Here is a 21,466-nt window from a genome sequence, read left to right on the forward strand (position 1 = left end):
AGTACAGAACAGGAGATAAATTGTGGATTTGAAAGCGAAGGAAATAGAACAGGTTGTTCGAGCGGTGATTGCCTCGATGCAGCCAGCCTCTGCCGTAGTAGCGGCCCCTGTAGCAAAGCTGCCCGCTGGCGTGTTTGCTGAACTTGACGACGCTGTTGCCGCCGCAATCGAAGCCCAAAAAGCATTATCTACTGTTTCGATGCGTCGCTTAGTTGTGGCTGCGATTCGCAGCGCTGGCGAAGCCTATGCGATTGAGCTGGCCGAAATGGCTGTATCTGAAACCGGCATGGGCCGTGTTGATGACAAGATTACCAAGAATATTTCTCAAGCCCGCCTCACTCCAGGCGTGGAATGTTTAGAAGCCAAAGTGCTGACTGGCGATGACGGCCTCACCATTATCGAAAACGCTGCATGGGGTGTGATTGCCTCTGTAACGCCATCGACCAACCCTGCCGCCACCGTGATTAACAACGCGATCAGCATGATTTCTGCGGGCAATACCGTGGTGTTCGCCCCGCATCCAGCCGCCAAGAAAACATCGCAACGTGCCATCACTGTTTTGAATGAAGCCATTGTGGCAGCGGGTGGCCCAGCAAATACCCTGGTGACGATTGCCAAGCCAACACTGGAAGCCGCTCAGCGTTTATTTAAATACCCGGGCATTCATTTATTGGTGGTGACTGGGGGTGAGGCGGTGGTTGATGCCGCACGCTCCATTACCGATAAACGCTTGATTGCGGCAGGTGCTGGTAATCCACCCGTGGTGGTGGATGAAACGGCCGATCTTGCCCGTGCAGGTGAAAGCATTGTTTGGGGCGCCTCGTTTGATAACAACATGATCTGTGTGCTGGAAAAAGAAGTGATCGTGGTGGATAGCGTGTGTGACGCGCTAAAAAGCGAGATGAAAAAAAATAAAGCCGTTGAGTTGAATGCTGAGCAAGCAGAGCGTTTGCAAAAAGTATTGCTGACCAAGGTTGATGAAAACGGCCACGGCACGGTGAGCCGTGATTGGGTTGGCCGTGATGCCACCAAGATTGCTGCCGCGATTGGCCTCGATGTACCCGCCGATACGCGTTTGCTCTTTGTAGAAACACCCGCCAATCATCCCTTTGCCGTGACCGAGCTGATGATGCCCGTACTGCCGGTGATTCGCGCGCCAAATGTGAATGCCGCAATTGATCTGGCGGTGAAATTAGAAGGCGGCTGCCGTCATACAGCAGGGATGCATTCACGCAATATCGACAATCTGGATCGCATGGCCAATGCCGTGAATACCAGCATCTTTGTAAAAAATGGTCCCCATCTGGCCGGTTTAGGTTTTGGAGGTGAAGGCTGGACCACGATGACGATTTCCACCCCAACCGGTGAAGGCGTTACCTCGGCGCGTAGTTTTGTTCGTTTGCGCCGCTGTGTGATGGCCGGCAATTTCCGCATCGTGTGATGAGATGACCACCATGATTCCTCGTGATATTCAAAGCTGGTTACAGCCTCGTTTAGATTTAGCACATGCCTTGCAAAACGATGCAACGCCTGCCGAGGCGGAGCCCGTGATGGCCTTGGGGATTGATTTAGGCACCAGCGATGTGGTGTCGATGGTGGTCGATCAAAACGCCCAACCTTTGGCCGTGTGTCTCGATTGGGCGGATGTGGTGCGGGACGGCATTGTTTGGGATTTCTTTGGTGCAGTGACCATTTTGCGCCGTCATCTGGATACCTTAGAAACCATCTTTGGCCAGCGTTTCAGCCATGCTGCCACCTCGTTTCCACCGGGTACAGATCCGCGAATTTCGGTCAATGTGCTGGAAGCCGCCGGGCTGAATGTGACTGGCGTTTGTGATGAGCCCTCAGCGGTGGCGCATCTGCTGCAGCTCGATCGCGCTGCGGTAGTGGATATTGGCGGCGGCACTACAGGGATTGCAGTGGTGGAAGGCGGGCGGGTGATTTACTCAGGCGACGAGCCTACTGGCGGCCATCATATTTCGCTGACGCTCGCAGGTAGTTTGCGCATGGCCTTAGAAGACGTCGATGTGATTAAAAAAACGCAGGGTAAAGACATCTGGCCGGTGGTCAAGCCGGTGTTCGAAAAGATGAGCGATATCGTGCGCGATCATCTGGTGGGGCATGAGGTGGAGGATCTGTATCTGTCTGGCGGCTCTTGCACCATGCCGGGCGTGCAATCGCTCTTTGCCCATGAGTTCCCCAATCATCGGGTTCATCTGCCCCGGCACCCTATTTATTTGACGCCACTGGCGATCGCGGCTTACGCCCTAAGCATCGCAGCAGAGAATGGAAATGCCCATGTTTAATCAAAATGAGATGAATAACGCGATTTATCAAACGATAGATTTGCTCCATGCGCAAACGGTGAGCGCTTTTAATGTGCCACCGACCACCTTAATGGGGGCAGGGGCTGTTGCCAAAGTGGGGACCGCTTTAAGTCAGCGTGGCATCGTGCGCGCCTTTGTTTTGATTGATGAGTTCTTATTAAAAAACGGCCTGGCCGATGGCTTGTTTCGCTCGTTGGCGCGGCAAGGCATTGCCTATGAAACGATGGCTTATCCACAGGGCGAGCCAGATAGCGCAAAAGTGGAAGCCGCCTGTGCGCAGCTTCGCGCCAGTGTTTGTGATGCGGTGATTGCGTTTGGCGGCGGATCCGTATTGGACACAGCCAAGGCGATTGCGGTGCTGGCTTTGCACCCCGAGCTGGCCGTGGCTCAGTTGGTTGATCCCGCCAATATCAGCCGTGGCCGCTTGCCACTGATTGCTATTCCAACGACTGCAGGTACTGGCTCAGAAGCCAGCAATGTCTCGGTGGTTACAGATTCTATTACCCATATCAAGCAGCTGATCTTGCATGAAACCATGCTGCCTGATTTAGCGATTATTGATGCCAGCTTAACGCTTGCCGTGCCTGCATCACTCACTGCAGCCACCGGTGTGGATGCGCTGACGCACGCCATCGAAGCCTATGTGGCGCTGGGGGCTAATCCGCTGACACAGGCGTTGGCCTATCGGGCGATCAGCTTAATTGGGGATGCTTTGCCGATTGCGGTTGGGCAGGGAAAAAACGCTGCCGCGCGCGAGGCCATGATGCTGGGCTCCTATCTTGCGGGCATGGCATTTTCTAATGCGGGACTTGGTTTAACCCATGCGATGGCGCATCAAATTGGCGCTCGTTATAGCATTCCTCATGGTATGGCCAATGCCTTGCTACTGCCTTCGGTTATGCACTTTAACCGCTTAGTTTGCAAAAAATCCTATGCCGAATTGGGCTTGGCCTTGGCAGGGCATGCACTTTCGGATCTTGAGCTGATAGCTGCTGTGCAAGCGTTGATTATTGAAGTAGGGCTGCCCGCCAGCTTACAAATTGCCAGTGTAAACCCCGATGATTTTGCAGAAATGGCCGATGCCGCCTTGATTGATGTGTGCGCCGCCAGCAATCCAAGGAGCGCCACACGCGCGCAAATTATTGAGATTTATATGCATGCCTGGCAGCGCTAAGACATCGATAAATATTGAAATTTATACGGATGTTTGGCAGCGCTAAGACATCGATAAATATTGAAATTTATATGGATGTTAGGCAGCGCTAAGGCATCGATAAAAGGGCATCGCGGCCATGGTGGCTGTTCGGGCTTTGATCTAGAGGGGAAGTAAGCATGGGTATCAACGACATAATCATGTGGTTCATGATGATCTTTATGATCATTGCCGCTTTTGACCGAATGTTGGCGCAGTTTGGTGGCTCCGAGGCGGTGTTGGGCAAGATTGGCCTTGGCTCCGTGGGGCGACAAATTGGCGGCTCGGGTGAGCAATTTGATGAAGGCTTTATGGCAATGGGGGCTTTAGGCCTTGCCATGATCGGGGTGATTGCTTTAGCGCCGGTGCTGGCGACTTTGCTTGGGCCGGTGGTGATTCCGCTTTATGAAGCAGTGGGCGCAAATCCAGCCATGTTTGCCGGAACCTTGCTGGCTAACGATATGGGCGGCTATTTCTTAGCCAAAGAATTAGCCAGTGGCGATACCGCTGCCTATCTGTATTCCGGCTTATTGCTGGGCGGAATGATGGGGGCAACTGTCGTATTTCATATTCCGGTGGCGCTGGGCATCATCGAAAAAGAAGATCGTCGCTTTCTGGCGCTGGGCATTATGGCCGGCATTATCACGATTCCCCTTGGCTGTATTGCCGGAGGTTTGGTGGCGATGGCTATGGGCGTTGCGGTAAATGGCCAAGTGGCTGATTTCAATGTGGTGATGCTGCTGAAAAATATGATCCCCGTGATTATCGTGGCGGCATTGCTGGCGTTGGGCCTGAAGTTTATGCAAGAGAAAATGGTTGCGGGCTTTCAAATTTTTGCCAAATGCCTTGTGGTGGTGATTACTTTTGGCTTGGTTTTAGCCGTGCTTGAAGTGACCGTTGATTGGACCATTATTCCTGGGATGTCGCCTATTTTCTCTAGCTCTGGTCAAGGTGGTGAGATGCTGGGGATTGAGAATATCGGCTTTATTGCCTGCGTATTGTTGGGTGCTTATCCCATGGTCTTTATGCTTACACGCTGGTTTGATAAACCTTTAATGCGTGTGGGTAGCCTGCTGGGTATGAACGATACCGCTGCGGCAGGTTTGGTGGCGACATTGGCTAATTCGATCCCGATGTTTGGCATGCTGGCCAAGATGGATAACCGGGGCAAGGTGATTAACGTGGCCTTTGCCGTATCTGCCGCCTTTACGCTTGGCGACCATCTGGGTTTTACCGCAGGCAATATGTCGGCGATGATTTTGCCGGTGATCGTGGGTAAATTATTTGGTGGTTTTACTGCCGTAGCCTTGGCAATGAAGCTAGCACCTAAAGATGATATGACTCCAGCGGCCAAGCCAGTGAGTCAGTTGTCTCACGCTTAAGGAGCTGCAGATGTCACGTCGGCAAATTCAAAGCGTGGGTATCGATATCGGGACCACCACCACCCAAGTGATTTTCTCGAGGCTCGAGCTGATTAATCGGGCCGGTGTCTCGCAGGTGCCGCGTTATGAGTTTTCTAAGCGTGACATCGTGTATGTTAGCCCCGTGGTGTTTACCCCCATCGATTTTGAAGGGCGGCTTCGTGAGGATGAACTCGCGGTCTTTATCCGTGAGCAGTACGCCACGGCCGGGATGGATCAGCAGAGTGTTGAATCTGGCGCAATCATCATTACCGGTGAAACGTCCAAGGCTCAAAACGCCCGCGCTGCGGTACTGGCTTTGGCTGAAGAGCTGGGCAATTTTGTGGTGGCGAGTGCCGGGCCGCATCTTGAGTCTGTGATTGCAGGGCACGGCTCAGGCGCAGGCGAGCTATCTCGCCGTGAAACCAGCCGTGTCGTCAATATTGATATTGGCGGTGGCACATCGAATTATGTGGTGTTTGAAGCGGGCAGAGCAGTCGATAGTGCCTGCCTTAATGTGGGTGGTCGCCTTATCGAGCTGGATGAGCAGGGGCGTGTGCGGCAAGTGCATGCACCCGCACGCCTGATTTGCACCGAGCTATTTGGCACGAGCTTTGATCCTCTTCAATTGGATCGTGCGGGCATAGAGCGTGTGGCTCATCGCATGAGCGAACTCATATTTGAAGTGCTGATTGGCGAGCCTTCGCCCTTAGCTCGTGCGCTTTTGATGACCGATTGCCTGCACCTAAGCAAGGCTTACGACACCGTGATGTTTTCGGGTGGCGTGGGCGAGTGCTATTACCACCTTGCTGCCGATGTGCTTGCTTTTGGCGATGTTGGCCCCTTATTGGCGCTGGCGATGCATGGGCATTTAGCTTTATCCAAGCAGCCGATTCAGATGCCGGCCCAAACGCTCCGTGCAACGGTGATTGGTGCTGGAGCTCACACCTTGTCTTTATCGGGCAGCACCATTTGGCTGAATCACCGGCATTTGCCGGTGCGCAATATTCCTGTTGTTCATCCTTTGATTGCATGGAGCGAAGTCACGCCGGGGGCGTTGGCCACCGAGTGGGCGCACGTCGCCATGCTGATGGATATTGATCTGCAACACGATTTTTTTGCTTTATCTCTGCCGCGAGATTTGCCGCTGACTTATTTGCAAATTGAGGCTTGTGTTGATGAATTAGCCGTATTTGGGCGGCTTTATCCCAATGCAAACCACCCCCTCTTGGTGACTGCCCGCCAGGATTTGGGCAAGGTTTTAGGCATGTTGTTACAGCCGCATCTTGTTGGCCGCGAATTGGCCGTGATTGATGAAGTGGAAACTCGTGATGGTGATTACATCGATATCGGAGAGCCTTTATTCGGCGGCGATATCGTACCGGTCACCATTAAATCTCTGGCATTTCCTTCTTAGTTCAGGTGATAGATATGAAATTGAAGACCCAGTTGTTTGGTAAGACCTACCAGTTTCGGGATGTGAAAGATGTGCTGGCGAAAGCCAATGATCCTCGCTCTGGCGATGTTTTAGCGGGCGTAAGTGCGGCTAGCTCGCAAGAGCGTGTGGCGGCCAAGCATGTGCTTTCTGAAATGTCGGTGGCGGATCTGCGCAATAACCCCGTGATTCCTTATGAAGAAGACTGTGTGACGCGGATTATTCAAGACGATATTAATGTCGCCGCTTACAACAGCATTCGCAGTAAAACCATTGCTGAATTGCGCGAATATATTTTGTCAGACACCACCAGCGTGGCAGACATTGATTTTATGCGTAAGGGCCTGAGCTCTGAAACGGTGGCTGCGGTTGCCAAGCTTTGCTCAAACGCAGATTTGATCTACGGCGCAAAGAAAATGCCGGTGATTAAACATGCCAATACCACGATAGGTTTGCCTGGCCATTTTAGTGCGCGTTTGCAGCCAAACGATACGCGTGACGATGTGCGCAGTATTGCAGCCCAGATGTATGAAGGTTTGTCTTATGGCTTAGGCGATGCGGTGATTGGGATTAACCCTGTAACCGACAATGTTGAAAACGTGACTCGTATGCTCAATACCGTGTACGAGGCCATCGACAAATTTGCAATCCCTACTCAAGGCTGCGTGTTGGCACATATGTCGACCCAGATCGAGGCGATTCGTAAGGGCGCACCGGGTGGGCTGATTTTTCAAAGTATTTGCGGAAGCGAAAAAGGCTTAAAAGAATTTGGTGTAACCCTGGAGCTGATGGATGAGGCACTGGAAGTGGGTCGTCAATACAACCGGCTAGCAGGGCCAAACTGCCTGTATTTTGAAACAGGGCAGGGTTCGGCACTTTCGGCCAATGCGCATAACGGTGCAGATCAGGTCACGATGGAAGCACGCAATTACGGCCTTGCCCGTCATTACGATCCATTTTTGGTGAATACGGTGGTGGGTTTTATTGGGCCTGAGTACCTCTATAACGATCGCCAAATTATGCGTGCCGGTTTAGAAGACCATTTTATGGGCAAACTGAGCGGTATCTCGATGGGCGTGGATTGTTGTTACACCAACCATGCCGATTCTAATCAGAGCGCGAATGAATCACTGGCTATTTTGCTGGCCACTGCTGGATGTAATTTCATTATGGGGATGTCGATGGGCGACGACATTATGCTGAATTATCAGACCATGGCATTCCACGATACCGCCACAATTCGTCAGTTGCTTAAGCTACGCCCAGCGCCAGAGTTTGAAGCATGGATGGAGAAAATGGGCCTGATGGAAAACGGCATATTGACGCCGCGTGCTGGTGACTCGTCAATCTTCTTTTAATTTTAGGGTGTAAAAATGGACAAGATGCAAATTGATGAGATTGTACGTGCCGTAATGAGCCAGCTGGCTGTAGAGCCTGCTAGCACTGAGGCTGACGTGTGCCAGAGCAATATGGATCAAACGAGCTTGCCTGATTTGGGCGACGAAGCGTTTCGTACTTATATGGGCGTAGAAAATGCGCATCGCCCTGAAGTGCTGCAAGAGTTTCGTAATTGCACTGCCGCTCGAGTGAATACAGGCCGTGCTGGGCCTCGACCGCGCACTACTGCATTACTGCGTTTTTTAGCGGATCACTCGCGCTCAAAAGACACGGTATTAAAAGAAGTGCCGCAAGAATGGGTAGAAAAGAAAGGTTTGCTGGCATTGCAAAGTGAGATCAGCAGTAAAGATCAGTATTTAACTCGTCCTGATTTAGGTCGCCGCCTTTGTGCTGAATCGCTAGCGCTTTTGAAAACCAGCTGCAAGCAACAGCCTGATGTGCAGGTCGTGATTTCGGATGGTTTATCGACCGATGCCATTACGGTTAACTTAGATGAAATTTTACCTCCGCTGTTAAAGGGCTTGGAAAGCGCAAGTTTAAAAGTGGGGACGCCACTTTTTGTACGCTATGGGCGCGTTAAAGTGGAAGATCAAGTTGGTGAGATTTTAGGTGCCAAAGTGGTCATTTTGTTAGTGGGTGAGCGGCCGGGGCTTGGGCAATCTGAAAGTATGTCTTGCTACATGATCTACAACCCAACGGCTGCAACGGTTGAAGCGGATCGAACTTGTTTTTCTAATATCCACCGTGGGGGCACTCCGCCCGTTGAGGCTGCCGCTGTCATCGTTGATTTAGCAAAGCAGATGCTGGCAAAGAAAGCGTCTGGCATGTCCCTCAGCCGTTCTGCATAAGGAAATACATCATGGCAATGCTCGATCTTATTAAACCCAGTGTGAAAGCGATGCGTTTGATTGCATCGGTTCAGAGTGATTTTAAAAAAACACTCAAGCTGCCTGAGCATATTAATTGCTTGGGGCTGCTGACTGCTGATTCAGATGATGTGGCGTATATCGCGGCAGATGAAGCCACCAAACAGGCGCAGGTTGAAGTGGTGTTTGGTCGTTCGCTGTATGCGGGGGCAGCGCATAGCTCCTCTCCTACGGCTGGTGAAGTCTTGATTATGCTGGGTGGTAGCTCGCCTGCTGAAGTGCGTGCGGGTTTGGATTCGATGGTGGCAACGATTGAAGCAGGTCCTGCTTTTCGTTGGGCGAATGATGATGAAACCATCGCATTTTTGGCGCATGTGGTGTCTCGTACCGGCTCGTATTTATCGGCGCAAACCGGTATTCGCTTAGGTGATCCACTGGCGTATTTGATTGCGCCACCGCTGGAAGCCACTTATGGCATTGATGCGGCGCTGAAGGCTGCCGATGTTGAGTTGGTGAGTTATGTGGCTCCGCCATCAGAAACAAATTATTCAGGCGCGTTTCTCACTGGCAGCCAAGCGGCCTGTGACGCCGCATGCCAAGCCTTTAGTGCTGCGGTATTAGAGGTTGCACGCCAGCCCATAGGCCGGATTTAACAGAGGTCGAGATGATTAATTCTTTGGGTTTACTTGAAGTACGTGGATTTGTAACCGCTCTTGAGGCGGCAGATGCCATGCTGAAGTCGGCGAGTGTACGTTTAATTCGTCAATATGAGACAAGCCCGGGCTGGATTTCACTCGTGGTAGAGGGTGATATTGCTTCCTGCCGAGCTGCTGTAGATGCGGGCGTTGCTGCTGCGGCAAGGTTGGGTGAAGTGGTGAGCCGGCAAGAGATTGGTCGGCCAGACCCCGATGTTGAGCGTATGGTTTTAAAAATATTAGCTCCTCAGCCTAAAAAAACACGCGTTTCCCGCCCCGCACGCGTTGAGACTCCGGCGGAAGTGGTGGACATTAAGCCGCCGGCAGCCTTAGCTGAAGCGGATCAGCCCGTGGTGCTGGCTTCTGCTCACGATGAGAAAAATGAGGCGGCAGGCTGTAATGAGGAGGCTATTTTGGCTGCAGTAGCTGCGGCTGAGAATGGCCTGACACTTGCAGAGCTGCTTGCCGCGTTACCTGAAGCGGGTGTAACACGACGTGCGCTTGAAAATTTGTGTAAGGCAAAACGCTTGGCGAAACTAATGGGCCGCTATTGCAAGCTTACTTAATATAAATCGCTATTTCTTGCTTTACCCCGCCGGCACAGAGCTCAATTCTGTGCCGGTTTTTTTTATTCGAAGGCTCTAAAAATGGCTACTGCCTCATATCCGTTTTTCATCAAACCGCATTTGAATGCTGCTGACATAAATTAATGATAATGATTTTATTGTTTGTAAGATTTGCACAGGTGTTTGATTCGTATCAATAAATTGTGCCCGATAGCCGCTATTGTTGAGCTGAAGTTTGATATGGGTGGCGAGTACATCAAAGGCAAAACGGATGCATGAGAGGGGCATAATGAAGAAGGGAAAAAGTGGTTTTAGCACTGTTTATACAAGGGACGGTGGTGGTTGCCCTCTGGGAACAGCATTTCGTTATCCCCCTCGCCGTGTATTGAGCATTTTACGATGACCGGGACTTTGCCAGGCTTGGGATGGTCTGTTACAGAACCAGCGGGAATGCATCATTTAGTGAGTTTAGCTCAAGGCCCTCAGCGTGATTCGCTGGGGCGGGATGGCCAGTTATATATAGAGGAAAGCAGCGATGTGTGCCAGCAGGCGCGCAGTATTACTGCATGGCAACAGCTTTATGATCAACTCAAACCTGGGCAGTTTCAGGGGTCTTTGGCTGAAACTTGGCTGGATGGAATTCAGTGCTTTGAAGAGCACACCAGCCATGCTTTACGTCAATCATGCATGGTATGGCCTGGCTCTGTATGGGTGGGTATTCCTGCTTCGAGTGAGCATTTTGCACGTATTGGCACGACAACTATTGAAGCAGATACGGTTGCAATACGTGGGGGAGGACTGGAGTTTGAGCTGGGCACGCCAGATAATTTCCAGATTATGGGTTTGGTGTTGGCCCGCAGTGAGCTGGAAAGTTATACATCAATTTTGCAAGGAGAATCTTTGCATTTGGATAACACAATGGTGCTGCATGTGGGGGCAGAGCGAATGCGTAAATTTACGCATTTCATGCGGGCCATGCTGCAGGTCGCGGGAAATGGATCGGGGCAATTGCTTGAGCAGGTCTGCCGTAAACAATTAAGGCATGAATTACTGGAAGGTTTTATAGACTTGATTGATGATGCTAGGCCCAATCGGCAAAACATACGCCGGGTAGAGAGTGCCTGGCAGGCTGTCGCCAAAACGCGTGAGTTTGTACTGGATCGTTCCGGAGAGCCGACAAGCATTGTTGAACTTTGCGAGTATTTGGGTATGAGCCGCCGCACCTTGCAAAATATATTTCATCAAACTTTAGATATTTGCCCGCTGGCTTATTTGAAAGCGATTCGCTTAAATGCGGTCAGACGCGAATTGCTTGCCCCTTACTCGCAATATGATTCGGTGCAGCAAGCTGCTGCAGCACTAGGGTTTTGGCATATGAGCCAGTTTTCGCAGGATTTTAAAAAACTATTTGGCGAGCTGCCATCTGCATCTCTTGCACGGCGCTCAATCGTCAGTGCGATTTCAAACCGCTCACTTTAGCTCCAATCTAACAGAACAGCCCACATGGACTGATTTGATCCATGTGGGGCTGCGTATATATCAAGTAAGATTAATGCTGCCAGCGCAGATTCAGCATGGCATTACGGCCCAGCGTGGCGTAATCTTTTGCCAGCTCGTATTCGGTATCGAATACATTATTGACGCGGGCGCTGGCTTGCCAGTCTTTAGCAAACTGCCAGTTCACACTCAGATTAGCGAGGGCGTAGCCTGCCAGACGGGCGCGTGGACCACCGTAAATATCTTCTTCACGATGCGCTTGTGCTTGTACTTCGCCGCGAGCGCTCCATTGCCCTTGCGCTACGCCCACATAGGCTGAGCCAAATTGTTTGGCACGGCGTGTGAGTTGCTTGCCATCCGTTGACCCACCACCGGAAGTATCTTTGGCATCCAGTAAATCAAAGCTACCACCCGCTTGAAACATCTCGCCTTGCCAGTCTGCGGTGAAGGTAATGCCTTTTAACTTTGCATTACCAATCACTGTTGTGGTGGTTTTGCCTGTTTCTAACATGCCATCGATTTCGTTGTGGTAAGCCGTTGCGCTAAGTTGGATATTGTTCGCTTCAAAGCGAACAAAAACTTCCGTATTTTTGGAAGTCTCAGGTTGCAATGTTGGCGTGCCATAGTTTGGGTAATAGAGCTGATTAAACGTGGGTGCGCGGTAGCCAGTACCAAAGCTGCCGCCTACTTTCCAAGCATCCGCAAGCTGCCAAGATGCTCCGATGCTGCCATTGGTGTTGTCTCCAAACTGGCTGTTGTTGTCATTGCGCAGGTTCACCTGCAATGCAATATCGTCAAAATGAGCAAGGTAACCCGCAAGCAGGCTGTTAATACGGCGCTGGTCGACATCAAATTTGGTGGTGCTGCTAATGGCTTGCTCTAGTGTTTCTGCGCCTACAGTCATAATGCCAGGGCCAACTTTAATTTCATTGAGCCAAGATATTTGAGTCTGCTTTGTTTTAAAGCGGCTCTCACCTGCACGCGTGTAGTTTGTGCTGTCATCGATGCTGACGCCCGCTTGTAATTTGCTGGTCCAGTTTTTTGTAAAGCGATTGTTCATCCAGAATGTAGCGCTACCATTCGTGCCATCATCACGATCGTCATAATTACTTGAGACGGAAGAGTCGTAATGATTTTCTACTTTGGCTTGTAACAGGCTTGCGCCAAATTCGTGGGCTTCATTGATGCGATGGCTGGCATTGATCGATAAGCTGGTGTTTTCATAACCATCGGTATCGGTGCTCATTGTGCCTGCTTTAGGATTGGATCGTGCGCTAATTCCATCCGTTTTACTGTGTGCTAAACCGATAGCATAGCGAGTGCCATCTTCGCCGCCAGAAAGATGAGCGCTGGTAGTTTGGGTGTTTTCTGTACCAAAGCCAACTTCTACAGATGGATGAAATCCTTTATCACCTTGGCGTGTAAAGATTTGAATTACGCCACCAATCGCATCCGAGCCATAGAGGCTGGCCGCTGGGCCACGCAGAATTTCGATGCGTTCAATTTGTGCCAGTGGAATATGCTGTAAGGCAGCCGCTCCTGCCGTTGCGGAACCAAATCGTATGCCATCAATTAGATAAACCGCTTGTTGGCTGCTGGAGCCGCGAATAAAAATGCCACCGCTTTTACCTGCACCACCATTGCTGGTGATCTGTACGCCCGGCTGGCGTGCTAGTAGCTCTGGCAGGCTTACGGTGCCAGCCGCTTCAATTGTTTTTTGATCAATGACGGTTACATCACCGATCACTTCTTTGGCGGCTTGCGGCAAGCGGGCTGCGGTAGTAACCACGGCGGGAAGCTGAACAACTTCAGCTTGTGCACAGATGCTGGCGATTAAAAGGCTTAATGGGGCGATACGGAATAACATTACTCTCTCCTGAGTGCCACACCCGCTGTGTGGCGATGATAGCAGCAGGGGGAGCAGGAGATGATGCATGGCCAAAGCGCGATGAATCTCACCCGCTTCGTGCACCCTGCCGCGCGTTGGTTGCCTAGGCTGAGTGTCAGCCAAGGTCTAAGGCCGGTCTCCGGGCTTGCAAGTGTCGCCATCGATTTGGAAAAACCGACAGATCAATACACCGCCTTCCCATCTTTGTTAGACAGTGGCTGTGGATGTATTTACGCTTGCTTACCGTTGCAGGGGCAGCGCAGGATTTGAACCTGCTTCCCGTTTCACTCTTGTTGAGCACCTTATAAGGGGCGGATTGTATACTGCCTTGGCATTCTTTGCCTTTCGGCTTTAAGACATATTCATGTTAGCTTTGGTAAGTATTTGGAATATAGCAATACACCGGCAAAAAAAACGCCACGCAAAGGGCGTGGCGTTGATTGGAGCAAGTTGCGCTTAGTGCTGCAAAATCTTGGATAAGAACAGCTGGGCACGCTCGGAGCGGGTTTGGTTAAAGAACTCATCCTTGCTGGCGTCTTCTACGATATGGCCCTGGTCCATAAAGATGACGCGCGTTGCCACTTTGCGGGCAAAGCCCATTTCGTGGGTCACGCACATCATGGTCATGCCTTCTTGAGCCAGCTCTACCATCACATCCAACACTTCATTGACCATTTCTGGGTCGAGCGCAGAGGTGGGCTCGTCAAACAGCATGGCGATCGGATCCATCGCCAGCGCACGGGCGATGGCGACGCGCTGCTGCTGGCCGCCGGATAACTGGCCCGGATATTTATTTGCATGGGCTTTCAGGCCAACACGATCCAGCAGTTTCAGGCCTTTTTCCATCGCTTCATCCGTGCTGCGGCCAAGCACGCGCTGCTGGGCGAGGCACAGATTATCTGTGATAGACAGGTGTGGAAACAGCTCGAAATTCTGGAAAACCATGCCGACTTTAGAGCGTAGTTTTGGTAAATCAGTTTTTGGGTCGCCCACCGAAGTGTCGCCAATCAGGATGGTGCCTTTCTGAAAAGGCTCTAGGCCATTTACGCATTTGATGAGTGTGGATTTACCTGAGCCTGATGGGCCGCAAACCACAATCACTTCGCCTTTTTTTACTTCGGTGCTGCAGTCGGTCAAAACTTGAAAGCTGCCATACCATTTATTGACATTCTGTATTGAAATCATACTGCTAACCTCTTTTGCAAACAGCGTTGAAGCAGTGCTTCTGCGCGATATTGTTTGGTTAAAGCTACCGTGTAAGCTTTCTTTACACAGTCAGTTTTTTTTGTAAACGCTTCACCAGCATGGAAGCACTAAAGCTAATCAGGAAATATACAGCACCTGCCAGCAGCAGGAACTCATGAGGCTGGCCAACAATATCGCCTTTTGAGCGGGCTGTATTCAGGAAATCCATCAGTCCAACGGCATAAACTAAAGATGTATCCTGAAACAAAATAATGCTTTGCATTAAGAGCAGAGGCATCATTTTGCGAAAGGCTTGCGGCAAAATAATTAAGCGCATGGCTTGGCTGTAATTCATGCCCAAGGCATAAGCGGCATTCACCTGGCCTTTGGATATAGCCTGAATACCGGCACGCACAATTTCACAGTAATAAGCCGCTTCAAACATCATAAAAGCGATTAAGCAGGAAGTGAATGCACCAATTGGAGTAGGCCGCCCTGTAATCCAGCCAATAATAAAGGGCACCATAAAGTAAAACCAGGTGATGACCAAGAGTAATGGAATGGATCGGAAATAGTTAACATAAAAACCGGCTAATTTGGATAACACCGGATTACTGGACATTCGTGCCAGTGCCAGTAATGTGCCTAATGCTACACCGCCAATGACTGCAAAAAAGAGCAGCTCAAGCGTAAGAATCATGCCTTCCAGAAGCCCTGGCAGTGCCGGGCCAATATTTGATAAATCCATCTTATTTTCCTCCCAGCGACATCAGGCCAGGCACGCTGGTTTTCTTTTCTACCCAGCGCATGATCATCATCAGGCTCATATTGAGGGTGAAATAAATAATGGTGGCAAGGGTAAATGCTTCAAACAAATTAGCGGTAAATTCTGCTGTTTGTTTGGTTTGCGCCAATAGCTCCATTAAGCCAATTAAGGATGCAACCGATGAATTTTTAAATACATTTAAAAACTCAGAGGTGAGCGGTGGAATAATAATGCGGAAAGCTTGTGGCAGTAATACATGGCGGTAAGTTTGGGCGATATTAAGGCCTAAAGCATAGCCTGCATTGATTTGCCCTTTGGGTAATGCCTGAATGCCGGTGCGTACCTGTTCGCAAACACGGGCCGAGGTAAATAAGCCTAAGCAAACCACTACACTGATAAATGCAGAGGTTGAAGGTTTAATATCTTGTTTAAACCAGATTTCTAGTGGCTCGGGTAAAAAATCGGGTACTAGGAAATACCAGATAAACAATTGTACTAAGAGTGGAATATTACGAAATAATTCTACATAAGCACTGGCAAAACCGGAAACCAAACGATTTGGCAAGGTGCGCGCCACACCCATGATGGTGCCTAAAATTAGCGCAATAATCCAGGCAGATAAAGCCAATGCGAGTGTCCAGCCCAGTCCGGAAATAAACCAGTCTAAATAAACTTCACTGCCAATACCGGTGGACTTAAAAAAAACGCCCCAATCCCAGTTGTAATTCATATCTTCTCCCCGAAGGTAAAAGGGAGGCCTGATAGCCTGCCGGGCTTAAGACTGGCCATTTTCAGAAGTGTCGGATTGGCCTAGATTTCCCTTTTTTAATGGGGTGAATCAATGCCAATTGGCTTTTCTTGTTACGGCCTTGCTTAAGTCCAACAGACTACCTGGCCTCCCTGATGATGTGTGTAAACCCGAAAAGGTTTTTTACATCTGTTCTGCAGATTTATCTGTTGGGCTGGCAATCAGCTTTTTCAGATCATCGCTCATAGGGAAATTCAGGTTTAAGCCTTTTGGTGGAATAGGCTGAGTAAACCAGCGTGCATATACGGCCTTGATACGGCCGCTCTTGTAAAGATCAACGATGGAATCATCAACCAGTTTTTTAAACTGGGCGTCATCTTTACGCAGCATGCAGCCGTAAATTTCATTCGATTGTGGTGTGCCAACAATGGCCCAGTCTGCTGGTGATTTGGCTTTAGCAATTTCACCGGCTAATAAAGCATCGTCCATCATAAATGCAGCGGCACGATTTGATTCCAGCATCAGGAAGGATTCACCGTGATCCTTGGCACTGATGATATTCATATTCATTTTCTTTTCTTCGTTCATCTTTTTAATCAGACGTTCCGAAGTGGTGCCGGCCGTTGTGACTACGTTTTTGCCCGCTAAATCAGCAAAGTCTTTAATCCCGGATTTTTTATTGGCGAGAAGTCGTGTGCCAATTTCAAAAATACCGTTAGAAAAAGCAACTTGTTTCTGGCGTTCAACATTATTGGTGGTGGAGCCACATTCCAAATCTACTGTGCCGTTTTGTACCAGTGGAATACGTGTTTGCGATGTAACTAGGTTATAGCGAACCTGAATAAATGGCATATTCAGTTTTTTCTTGATGGCTTCAGCAATGTGATTAGCTACTTCTACAGAGTAACCAATTGGCCGCTGACCATTGTCTAAATAGGAGAAGGGAATAGAAGAATCCCGGTGGCCTAATACCAGGGTTTTTGTTTCTTGAATCTTTTTGAGCGTACCGCTTAATTCTTCTGCTTGCACGGTGGCGGTAAAAAGAGAGGATACAGCCAAAACAAGTAACAATTTCTTCACGAGTGTTCTCCTAAAATCACGGGGGATCTGTATTTGTTTCAGTATAGACTGACTGAAAAAATAAGACTTTGGGGATAATCCTTAGTGTTTCAAACAAAAACGGCCCATAAGGGCCGTTTTGGATGTTAGCTTACAAATATTACTGCTGCATAGGGGCTAGAATCTGACGTAAGAATTGCTTAGCCCTATCGTGTTGTGGATTGGTAAAGAAGTCTTCCGGATGAGCATCTTCTAAAATAACGCCTTGATCCAGAAATAACACCCGGTCTGCCACTTCGCGGGCAAAGCCCATTTCGTGGGTGACGACCATCATGGTCATGCCAGATTCAGCCAGTGTTTTCATCACTTGCAGCACTTCACCAATCATTTCCGGATCGAGTGCGGAAGTCGGCTCGTCAAACAGCATCACGCCCGGGTTCATGGCTAGGCCGCGGGCAATGGCTACACGCTGCTGCTGGCCGCCGGATAGGTTTGACGGATAAGCATTTTTTTTGTCAGCAAGGCCAACTCGTTCGAGCAGTTTTAAGCCAAGTGCATTGGCCTCTTCCTGTTTCATGCCTTTTACACGGATTGGGGCGAGCGTGATGTTTTCTAGTACCGATAAATGCGGGTAAAGATTGAAGTGCTGGAAAACAAAGCCTACTTCAGCACGCAGTTTGTTGATATCTGTTTTGGGGCTGTTGACCTGCACATCACCAATCCAGATTTCACCATCGTTAACGGGTTCCAGTTGATTGATGGTGCGGATCATGGTGGATTTACCCGAGCCAGAAGGCCCGCAAACCACAACCACTTCACCTTGTTTGACTTCAAGACAAATGTCTTTCAGTACATGATGGTCTGGGCCATACCATTTATTGACGTGATTAAATTTGATCATTGGCTTGGATTGGGGCATGACAAGAGACCTGATTCTGTTAAATATTGTGCAATGTTGGCAAGGCGGGGAAACCCTAGGGCAAACGCGAAGCTGCGGGCAGGGCGGGCAAGTGCTCCGCCTGCCTGAGTGAATATCCGGAAGACCGGGGCGCTGCCCGCCTTACAAGGTATTTATCGTCCGGCTGCAACAAGGTAGTTGCTGAGCGCTACATATTGCTCCAGCGTGACGTTTTCTGGGCGGCAGCTTGGGGAAATGCCCAGTGCTTCTAGCTCGGCATCGCTCACAAGGCTTTTTACATTGTTACGCAGGGTTTTGCGGCGCTGGCCAAAGCTTTGGGCAACTAGCTTTTGCAGGTGATGATAGTCGCTGGCAGGCGCTGGCAGCTCTGCCCACGGCACCATGCGTACGATGGATGAATCAACTTTAGGTGGCGGGAAAAATGCCTCTGGCGGTACGTCAAACACGCGCTCCATATTGAAGCGGTATTGCAGCATGATGCTGAGGCGGCCGTAATCCGATGTCGATGGCTCGGCCACCATACGGTCAACCACTTCTTTTTGCAGCATAAAATGCATATCAAAAATCGAGTCGCCAAAGCTCGCCAGATGAAATAACAGCGGCGTGGAAATATTGTATGGCAGATTGCCGATCAGGCGAATTTTGCTGCCAGGCGCAATCTCTGCAGCTAGCGCGCCAAAGTCAAAATTCAGCGCATCTACATTGTGGATAACCAGTTTTTCCGGAGAAAACTTTTCGGATAAATGCGCCACGATATCGCGGTCGATTTCGACTACGTGCAGCGTTTCAGTGCGATCCATCAGTGGCATGGTCAGTGCAGCTAGGCCCGGCCCAATCTCAACCAGTACATCGCCTTTGCGCGGGCTGACGGAGTTGATAATGTCGGAAATGACACTTTGGTCTTGTAAAAAGTTTTGCCCGAAGCGTTTACGAGGGATATGCGAAGTCATTATTTTTCCAGCGAGTTCTGTCGCGGCGTAAGCCGCGGTCATTATGTGTACGGTATGCCGGAATGTCCGGCACAGCGCTTTAAAATTGCGTGCAGCTTGGGTTAGCAGTCTGCGTTCGAGGTTTACCTCGTCCAGTGAAAGCGCAATCCATCCTGCAAAATGTGGGAAAACTGATGCCCGGCTACTGATCCGCCGGCCATGTTCTGGTTCAAGTCGTATGGCTTGCCAACTCAACCGCTAGTTGGGTTGCAGCAAGCAGGCTGCCAGCGTCTGCTTTGCCAGTACCCGCCAGATCAAGTGCCGTGCCATGGTCAACCGAGGTGCGAATAATCGGCAGGCCCAGCGTAATATTGATGCCGTGGCCAAAGCTGGCATATTTGAGCACTGGCAGCCCCTGATCATGATACATGGCGAGTACCGCATCGCCAGAGGCGAGGATATTACGATTAAACAGGGTATCTGCAGGCAATGGTCCGATCAGCGTCATGCCTGTTTGGCGTAATGTATCCAGCACGGGGCTGATAATTTCTATTTCTTCACGTCCTAAATGGCCTGATTCCCCCGCGTGAGGGTTTAGCCCCGCCACAATTATTCTGGGTTTGGTCATGCCGAATTTAGTTTGTAAATCGTGGTGCAAAATATTGATCGTGGTGGTGAGTGATTCGGCCGTAATGGCGGCTGCAACGTCTTTTAGTGGCAAATGAGTGGTTGCTAGCGCCACGCGCATTTCGCTGCAAGCCAGCATCATGACAACTTGTGGGGTTTGCGTTCGTTCTGCTAAATACTCGGTGTGCCCGTAGAAAAACCGTCCTAAATCCGCGCCTTCGTTAATTACGCCCTTATGAATCGGCGCAGTGACGATGGCAGCAAACTCGCCGCTCTGGCAGCCGTCTGTGGCTCTGTCCAGTAGATCAAGCACATAGCGGGCGTTGCCGGTATTGAGCTGGCCGGCGGTGCAGGATGAGGTGAGCGGGATATGCAAAATGGAAACCGGGGCCGTTTGCTCTGGCGAGTAATCGGGCCAGCTGGCATCAATTTGGCAGGCGTTTGCCCGTTCTGCAAGCAGGGTTTTATCGCAAAGAATCACCAGCTGGCAATTGGGCAGGCCGGTGGCTGCCAGCATGGCGCTGATTTCAGGGCCTATGCCTGCAGGCTCGCCGCTGGTGAGGGCGATGCGGGGCAGTGTGGGTTTGTTCATTGATGTTCACACGGCTTGAGAGGTTATGGCTGCAGGTCTGCATAGTGACAGCGCGGGCTTGCTGCTCGCGCTGTCAGAATTGCTTTACTCGTCTTTTAAACGTAATTCAACAAAAGCGCGGTCTCTTTGCTGGCGCAGCCAGTCTTCAAACTGCTCTTCGCTCTTACGTTGTTTTAGTTCATTTCTTACACGGAAACGCTCGCGCTCTTTGGTCATATCTTTTGAGCGGCGTTCCAGTACCTGAATAATATGCAGGCCAAACGGCGATTGAATGACTTGGCTGATTTCACCTGGCTTGAGTGCATTCATCGCGGTTTCAAATTCTGGAACGGTTTCGCCTGGCGTGAGCCAGCCTAAATCGCCACCTTTGCTGGCGCTGCCATCGTCGGAATAGAGGCGGGCCAGTTCTTCAAATTTGCTGCCATTTTTTAGCCGGTCGGCCAGTTGATTCAGGCGCTGGCGTGCATCGCCTTCTGAAACCAGCTCGTTTGTGCGGATCAGAATATGGCGCGCGTGGGTTTGCTCAACGACGGTTTTTTGTTCCTGGCTGCGTTTTTCAAGCAGCTTCACAATATGAAAACCACCAGGGCTGCGCACTAAATCGGTGATTTCACCGGGGTTTAGTTTTTCCAGAAGCTGGGTAAAAGCAGGGGGGAGTGAGCCTGCCGCGCGCCAGCCTAAGCTGCCGCCGCTGGTGGCATCCGGTGCGCTGGAATAAACCGCAGCAATCGAGGCAAAGTCTTTACCGGATTTAATTTCTTCAATGGCGGCAAGCGCACGGGTGCGTTTGGCGGTGATTTGTTCCGGGCTGGCGTTTTCTGGCAGCGGAATCAAAATATGCGCAAGGCGGAATTCTTGCTGTTCTTTGCCGGTGTTCAGCTTGATGTATTCGTCGATTTCGCTGTCGCTGATCACAATACGGTTGTCGATTTCGCGCTCTTTCAGACGGGTAAGGGTGATTTCGCGGCGGATATCTTCGCGGAATGATTTCCAGCTCATGCCTTGTTTGGCAAGGGTTTCGCGAAACTGTGGCAAGGACATTTTATTTTGCTCGGCCATACGGCCAATCGCGCGTTCCAACTGGCTGTCATCAACCCGTATCCCCATTTGGTCGGCGTACTGTACCTGCACCAGCTCCAGAATCATTCTGTCCAGCACCTGCTGTTTAAGCACGGCAGCGGGTGGCAGGGTGATGCGCTGGCTTTCCATGTTTTTCTGGACGCTGCTGATCCGTGCATCAAGCTCTTGCTGGGTGACGACACTTTTATTCACTACGGCAACAATGCGATCAATCGTTTCAACCGATGCGCTTGCAAGTTGGGATGTGCCGATCAGGGCAACGAGCGCTAAGGCGCGGGAAATGTGGCGCAGCTTCAT

At 50.4% G+C, this 21,466-nt stretch carries 19 protein-coding genes and 1 riboswitch; of the genes, 10 read left to right on the plus strand and 9 right to left on the minus strand.

Annotation, left to right across the window (positions count from 1 at the left end; all coding sequences use genetic code 11):
- Nucleotides 1–22: 22 nt before the first annotated feature.
- The 10 genes from DYD62_RS19615 to DYD62_RS19665 all read left to right on the plus strand — a co-directional run bounded on the left by DYD62_RS19615 (nucleotide 23) and on the right by DYD62_RS19665 (nucleotide 11,358).
- Entirely contained in the window at nucleotides 23–1,441 is a 1,419-nt protein-coding gene (locus DYD62_RS19615) for an aldehyde dehydrogenase family protein (protein ID WP_207916471.1), read from the plus strand.
- A gap of 13 nt (nucleotides 1,442–1,454) precedes the next feature.
- The gene (eutJ, locus tag DYD62_RS19620) at nucleotides 1,455–2,306 is read left to right on the plus strand and encodes an ethanolamine utilization protein EutJ (protein WP_207916473.1); all 852 of its coding nucleotides are present in this window, start codon (nucleotides 1,455–1,457) and stop codon (nucleotides 2,304–2,306) included.
- Nucleotides 2,299–3,501 (plus strand): iron-containing alcohol dehydrogenase family protein, encoded by a 1,203-nt coding sequence (locus DYD62_RS19625; protein ID WP_115229286.1) that lies wholly within the window; start codon nucleotides 2,299–2,301, stop codon nucleotides 3,499–3,501. Before eutJ ends, DYD62_RS19625 begins: the two co-directional genes overlap by 8 nt.
- Nucleotides 3,502–3,659: 158 nt before the next feature.
- Nucleotides 3,660–4,901, plus strand: coding sequence for an ethanolamine utilization protein EutH (gene eutH / locus DYD62_RS19630; protein ID WP_115229289.1), 1,242 nt, complete (start codon nucleotides 3,660–3,662; stop codon nucleotides 4,899–4,901).
- 10 nt (nucleotides 4,902–4,911) lie between these two features.
- A complete protein-coding gene (locus DYD62_RS19635) occupies nucleotides 4,912–6,336 on the plus strand; it encodes an ethanolamine ammonia-lyase reactivating factor EutA (protein WP_115229291.1) in 1,425 nt (474 codons plus the stop codon).
- Between the two features lie 14 nt (nucleotides 6,337–6,350).
- Nucleotides 6,351–7,712, plus strand: a complete 1,362-nt coding sequence (locus DYD62_RS19640; RefSeq protein WP_115229294.1) for an ethanolamine ammonia-lyase subunit EutB — start codon at nucleotides 6,351–6,353, stop codon at nucleotides 7,710–7,712.
- Nucleotides 7,713–7,727: 15 nt separating this feature from the next.
- Nucleotides 7,728–8,600: an ethanolamine ammonia-lyase subunit EutC gene (gene eutC, locus DYD62_RS19645; RefSeq protein WP_115229296.1), complete on the plus strand. Its 873-nt coding sequence runs from the start codon at nucleotides 7,728–7,730 to the stop codon at nucleotides 8,598–8,600.
- A gap of 11 nt (nucleotides 8,601–8,611) precedes the next feature.
- On the plus strand, nucleotides 8,612–9,271 hold the full coding sequence (gene eutL, locus DYD62_RS19650) for an ethanolamine utilization microcompartment protein EutL (RefSeq protein ID WP_115229298.1): 660 nt from the start codon (nucleotides 8,612–8,614) through the stop codon (nucleotides 9,269–9,271).
- 11 nt (nucleotides 9,272–9,282) lie between these two features.
- A complete protein-coding gene (locus DYD62_RS19655; protein ID WP_115229301.1) occupies nucleotides 9,283–9,879 on the plus strand; it encodes a BMC domain-containing protein in 597 nt (198 codons plus the stop codon).
- 399 nt (nucleotides 9,880–10,278) lie between these two features.
- Nucleotides 10,279–11,358, plus strand: coding sequence for a helix-turn-helix domain-containing protein (locus DYD62_RS19665; RefSeq protein ID WP_115229305.1), 1,080 nt, complete (start codon nucleotides 10,279–10,281; stop codon nucleotides 11,356–11,358).
- 70 nt (nucleotides 11,359–11,428) lie between these two features.
- On the opposite strand, the gene DYD62_RS19670 is transcribed toward DYD62_RS19665, so the two are convergent.
- The 9 genes from DYD62_RS19670 to DYD62_RS19710 all read right to left on the minus strand — a co-directional run bounded on the left by DYD62_RS19670 (nucleotide 11,429) and on the right by DYD62_RS19710 (nucleotide 21,466).
- On the minus strand, nucleotides 11,429–13,243 hold the full coding sequence (locus DYD62_RS19670; protein WP_165928656.1) for a TonB-dependent receptor domain-containing protein: 1,815 nt from the start codon (nucleotides 13,241–13,243) through the stop codon (nucleotides 11,429–11,431).
- 134 nt (nucleotides 13,244–13,377) lie between these two features.
- Nucleotides 13,378–13,584, minus strand: a riboswitch (cobalamin riboswitch).
- A gap of 136 nt (nucleotides 13,585–13,720) precedes the next feature.
- Nucleotides 13,721–14,449, minus strand: coding sequence for an amino acid ABC transporter ATP-binding protein (locus DYD62_RS19675; RefSeq protein ID WP_099397827.1), 729 nt, complete (start codon nucleotides 14,447–14,449; stop codon nucleotides 13,721–13,723).
- Between the two features lie 82 nt (nucleotides 14,450–14,531).
- Entirely contained in the window at nucleotides 14,532–15,197 is a 666-nt protein-coding gene (locus DYD62_RS19680) for an amino acid ABC transporter permease (RefSeq protein ID WP_115229310.1), read from the minus strand.
- Between the two features lies 1 nt (nucleotide 15,198).
- Nucleotides 15,199–15,945 carry an amino acid ABC transporter permease gene (locus tag DYD62_RS19685; protein WP_115229312.1) on the minus strand — a complete coding sequence of 249 codons (747 nt, stop codon included), beginning with the start codon at nucleotides 15,943–15,945 and terminating at the stop codon, nucleotides 15,199–15,201.
- A gap of 201 nt (nucleotides 15,946–16,146) precedes the next feature.
- A complete protein-coding gene (locus DYD62_RS19690; protein WP_276527802.1) occupies nucleotides 16,147–17,034 on the minus strand; it encodes a glutamate/aspartate ABC transporter substrate-binding protein in 888 nt (295 codons plus the stop codon).
- Nucleotides 17,035–17,182: 148 nt separating this feature from the next.
- The gene (locus DYD62_RS19695; RefSeq protein WP_115229986.1) at nucleotides 17,183–17,923 is read right to left on the minus strand and encodes an amino acid ABC transporter ATP-binding protein; all 741 of its coding nucleotides are present in this window, start codon (nucleotides 17,921–17,923) and stop codon (nucleotides 17,183–17,185) included.
- Nucleotides 17,924–18,093: 170 nt separating this feature from the next.
- Complete coding sequence (gene rsmA / locus DYD62_RS19700) at nucleotides 18,094–18,891, minus strand: 16S rRNA (adenine(1518)-N(6)/adenine(1519)-N(6))-dimethyltransferase RsmA (RefSeq protein WP_115229316.1); 798 nt, start codon at nucleotides 18,889–18,891, stop codon at nucleotides 18,094–18,096.
- A 208-nt stretch (nucleotides 18,892–19,099) separates the two neighbouring features.
- Nucleotides 19,100–20,089, minus strand: coding sequence for a 4-hydroxythreonine-4-phosphate dehydrogenase PdxA (pdxA, locus tag DYD62_RS19705; RefSeq protein WP_115229318.1), 990 nt, complete (start codon nucleotides 20,087–20,089; stop codon nucleotides 19,100–19,102).
- An 84-nt stretch (nucleotides 20,090–20,173) separates the two neighbouring features.
- Complete coding sequence (locus tag DYD62_RS19710; RefSeq protein ID WP_115229320.1) at nucleotides 20,174–21,466, minus strand: peptidylprolyl isomerase; 1,293 nt, start codon at nucleotides 21,464–21,466, stop codon at nucleotides 20,174–20,176.

It is taken from the genome of Iodobacter fluviatilis, from assembly GCF_900451195.1.
Lineage (GTDB): Bacteria > Pseudomonadota > Gammaproteobacteria > Burkholderiales > Chitinibacteraceae > Iodobacter > Iodobacter fluviatilis.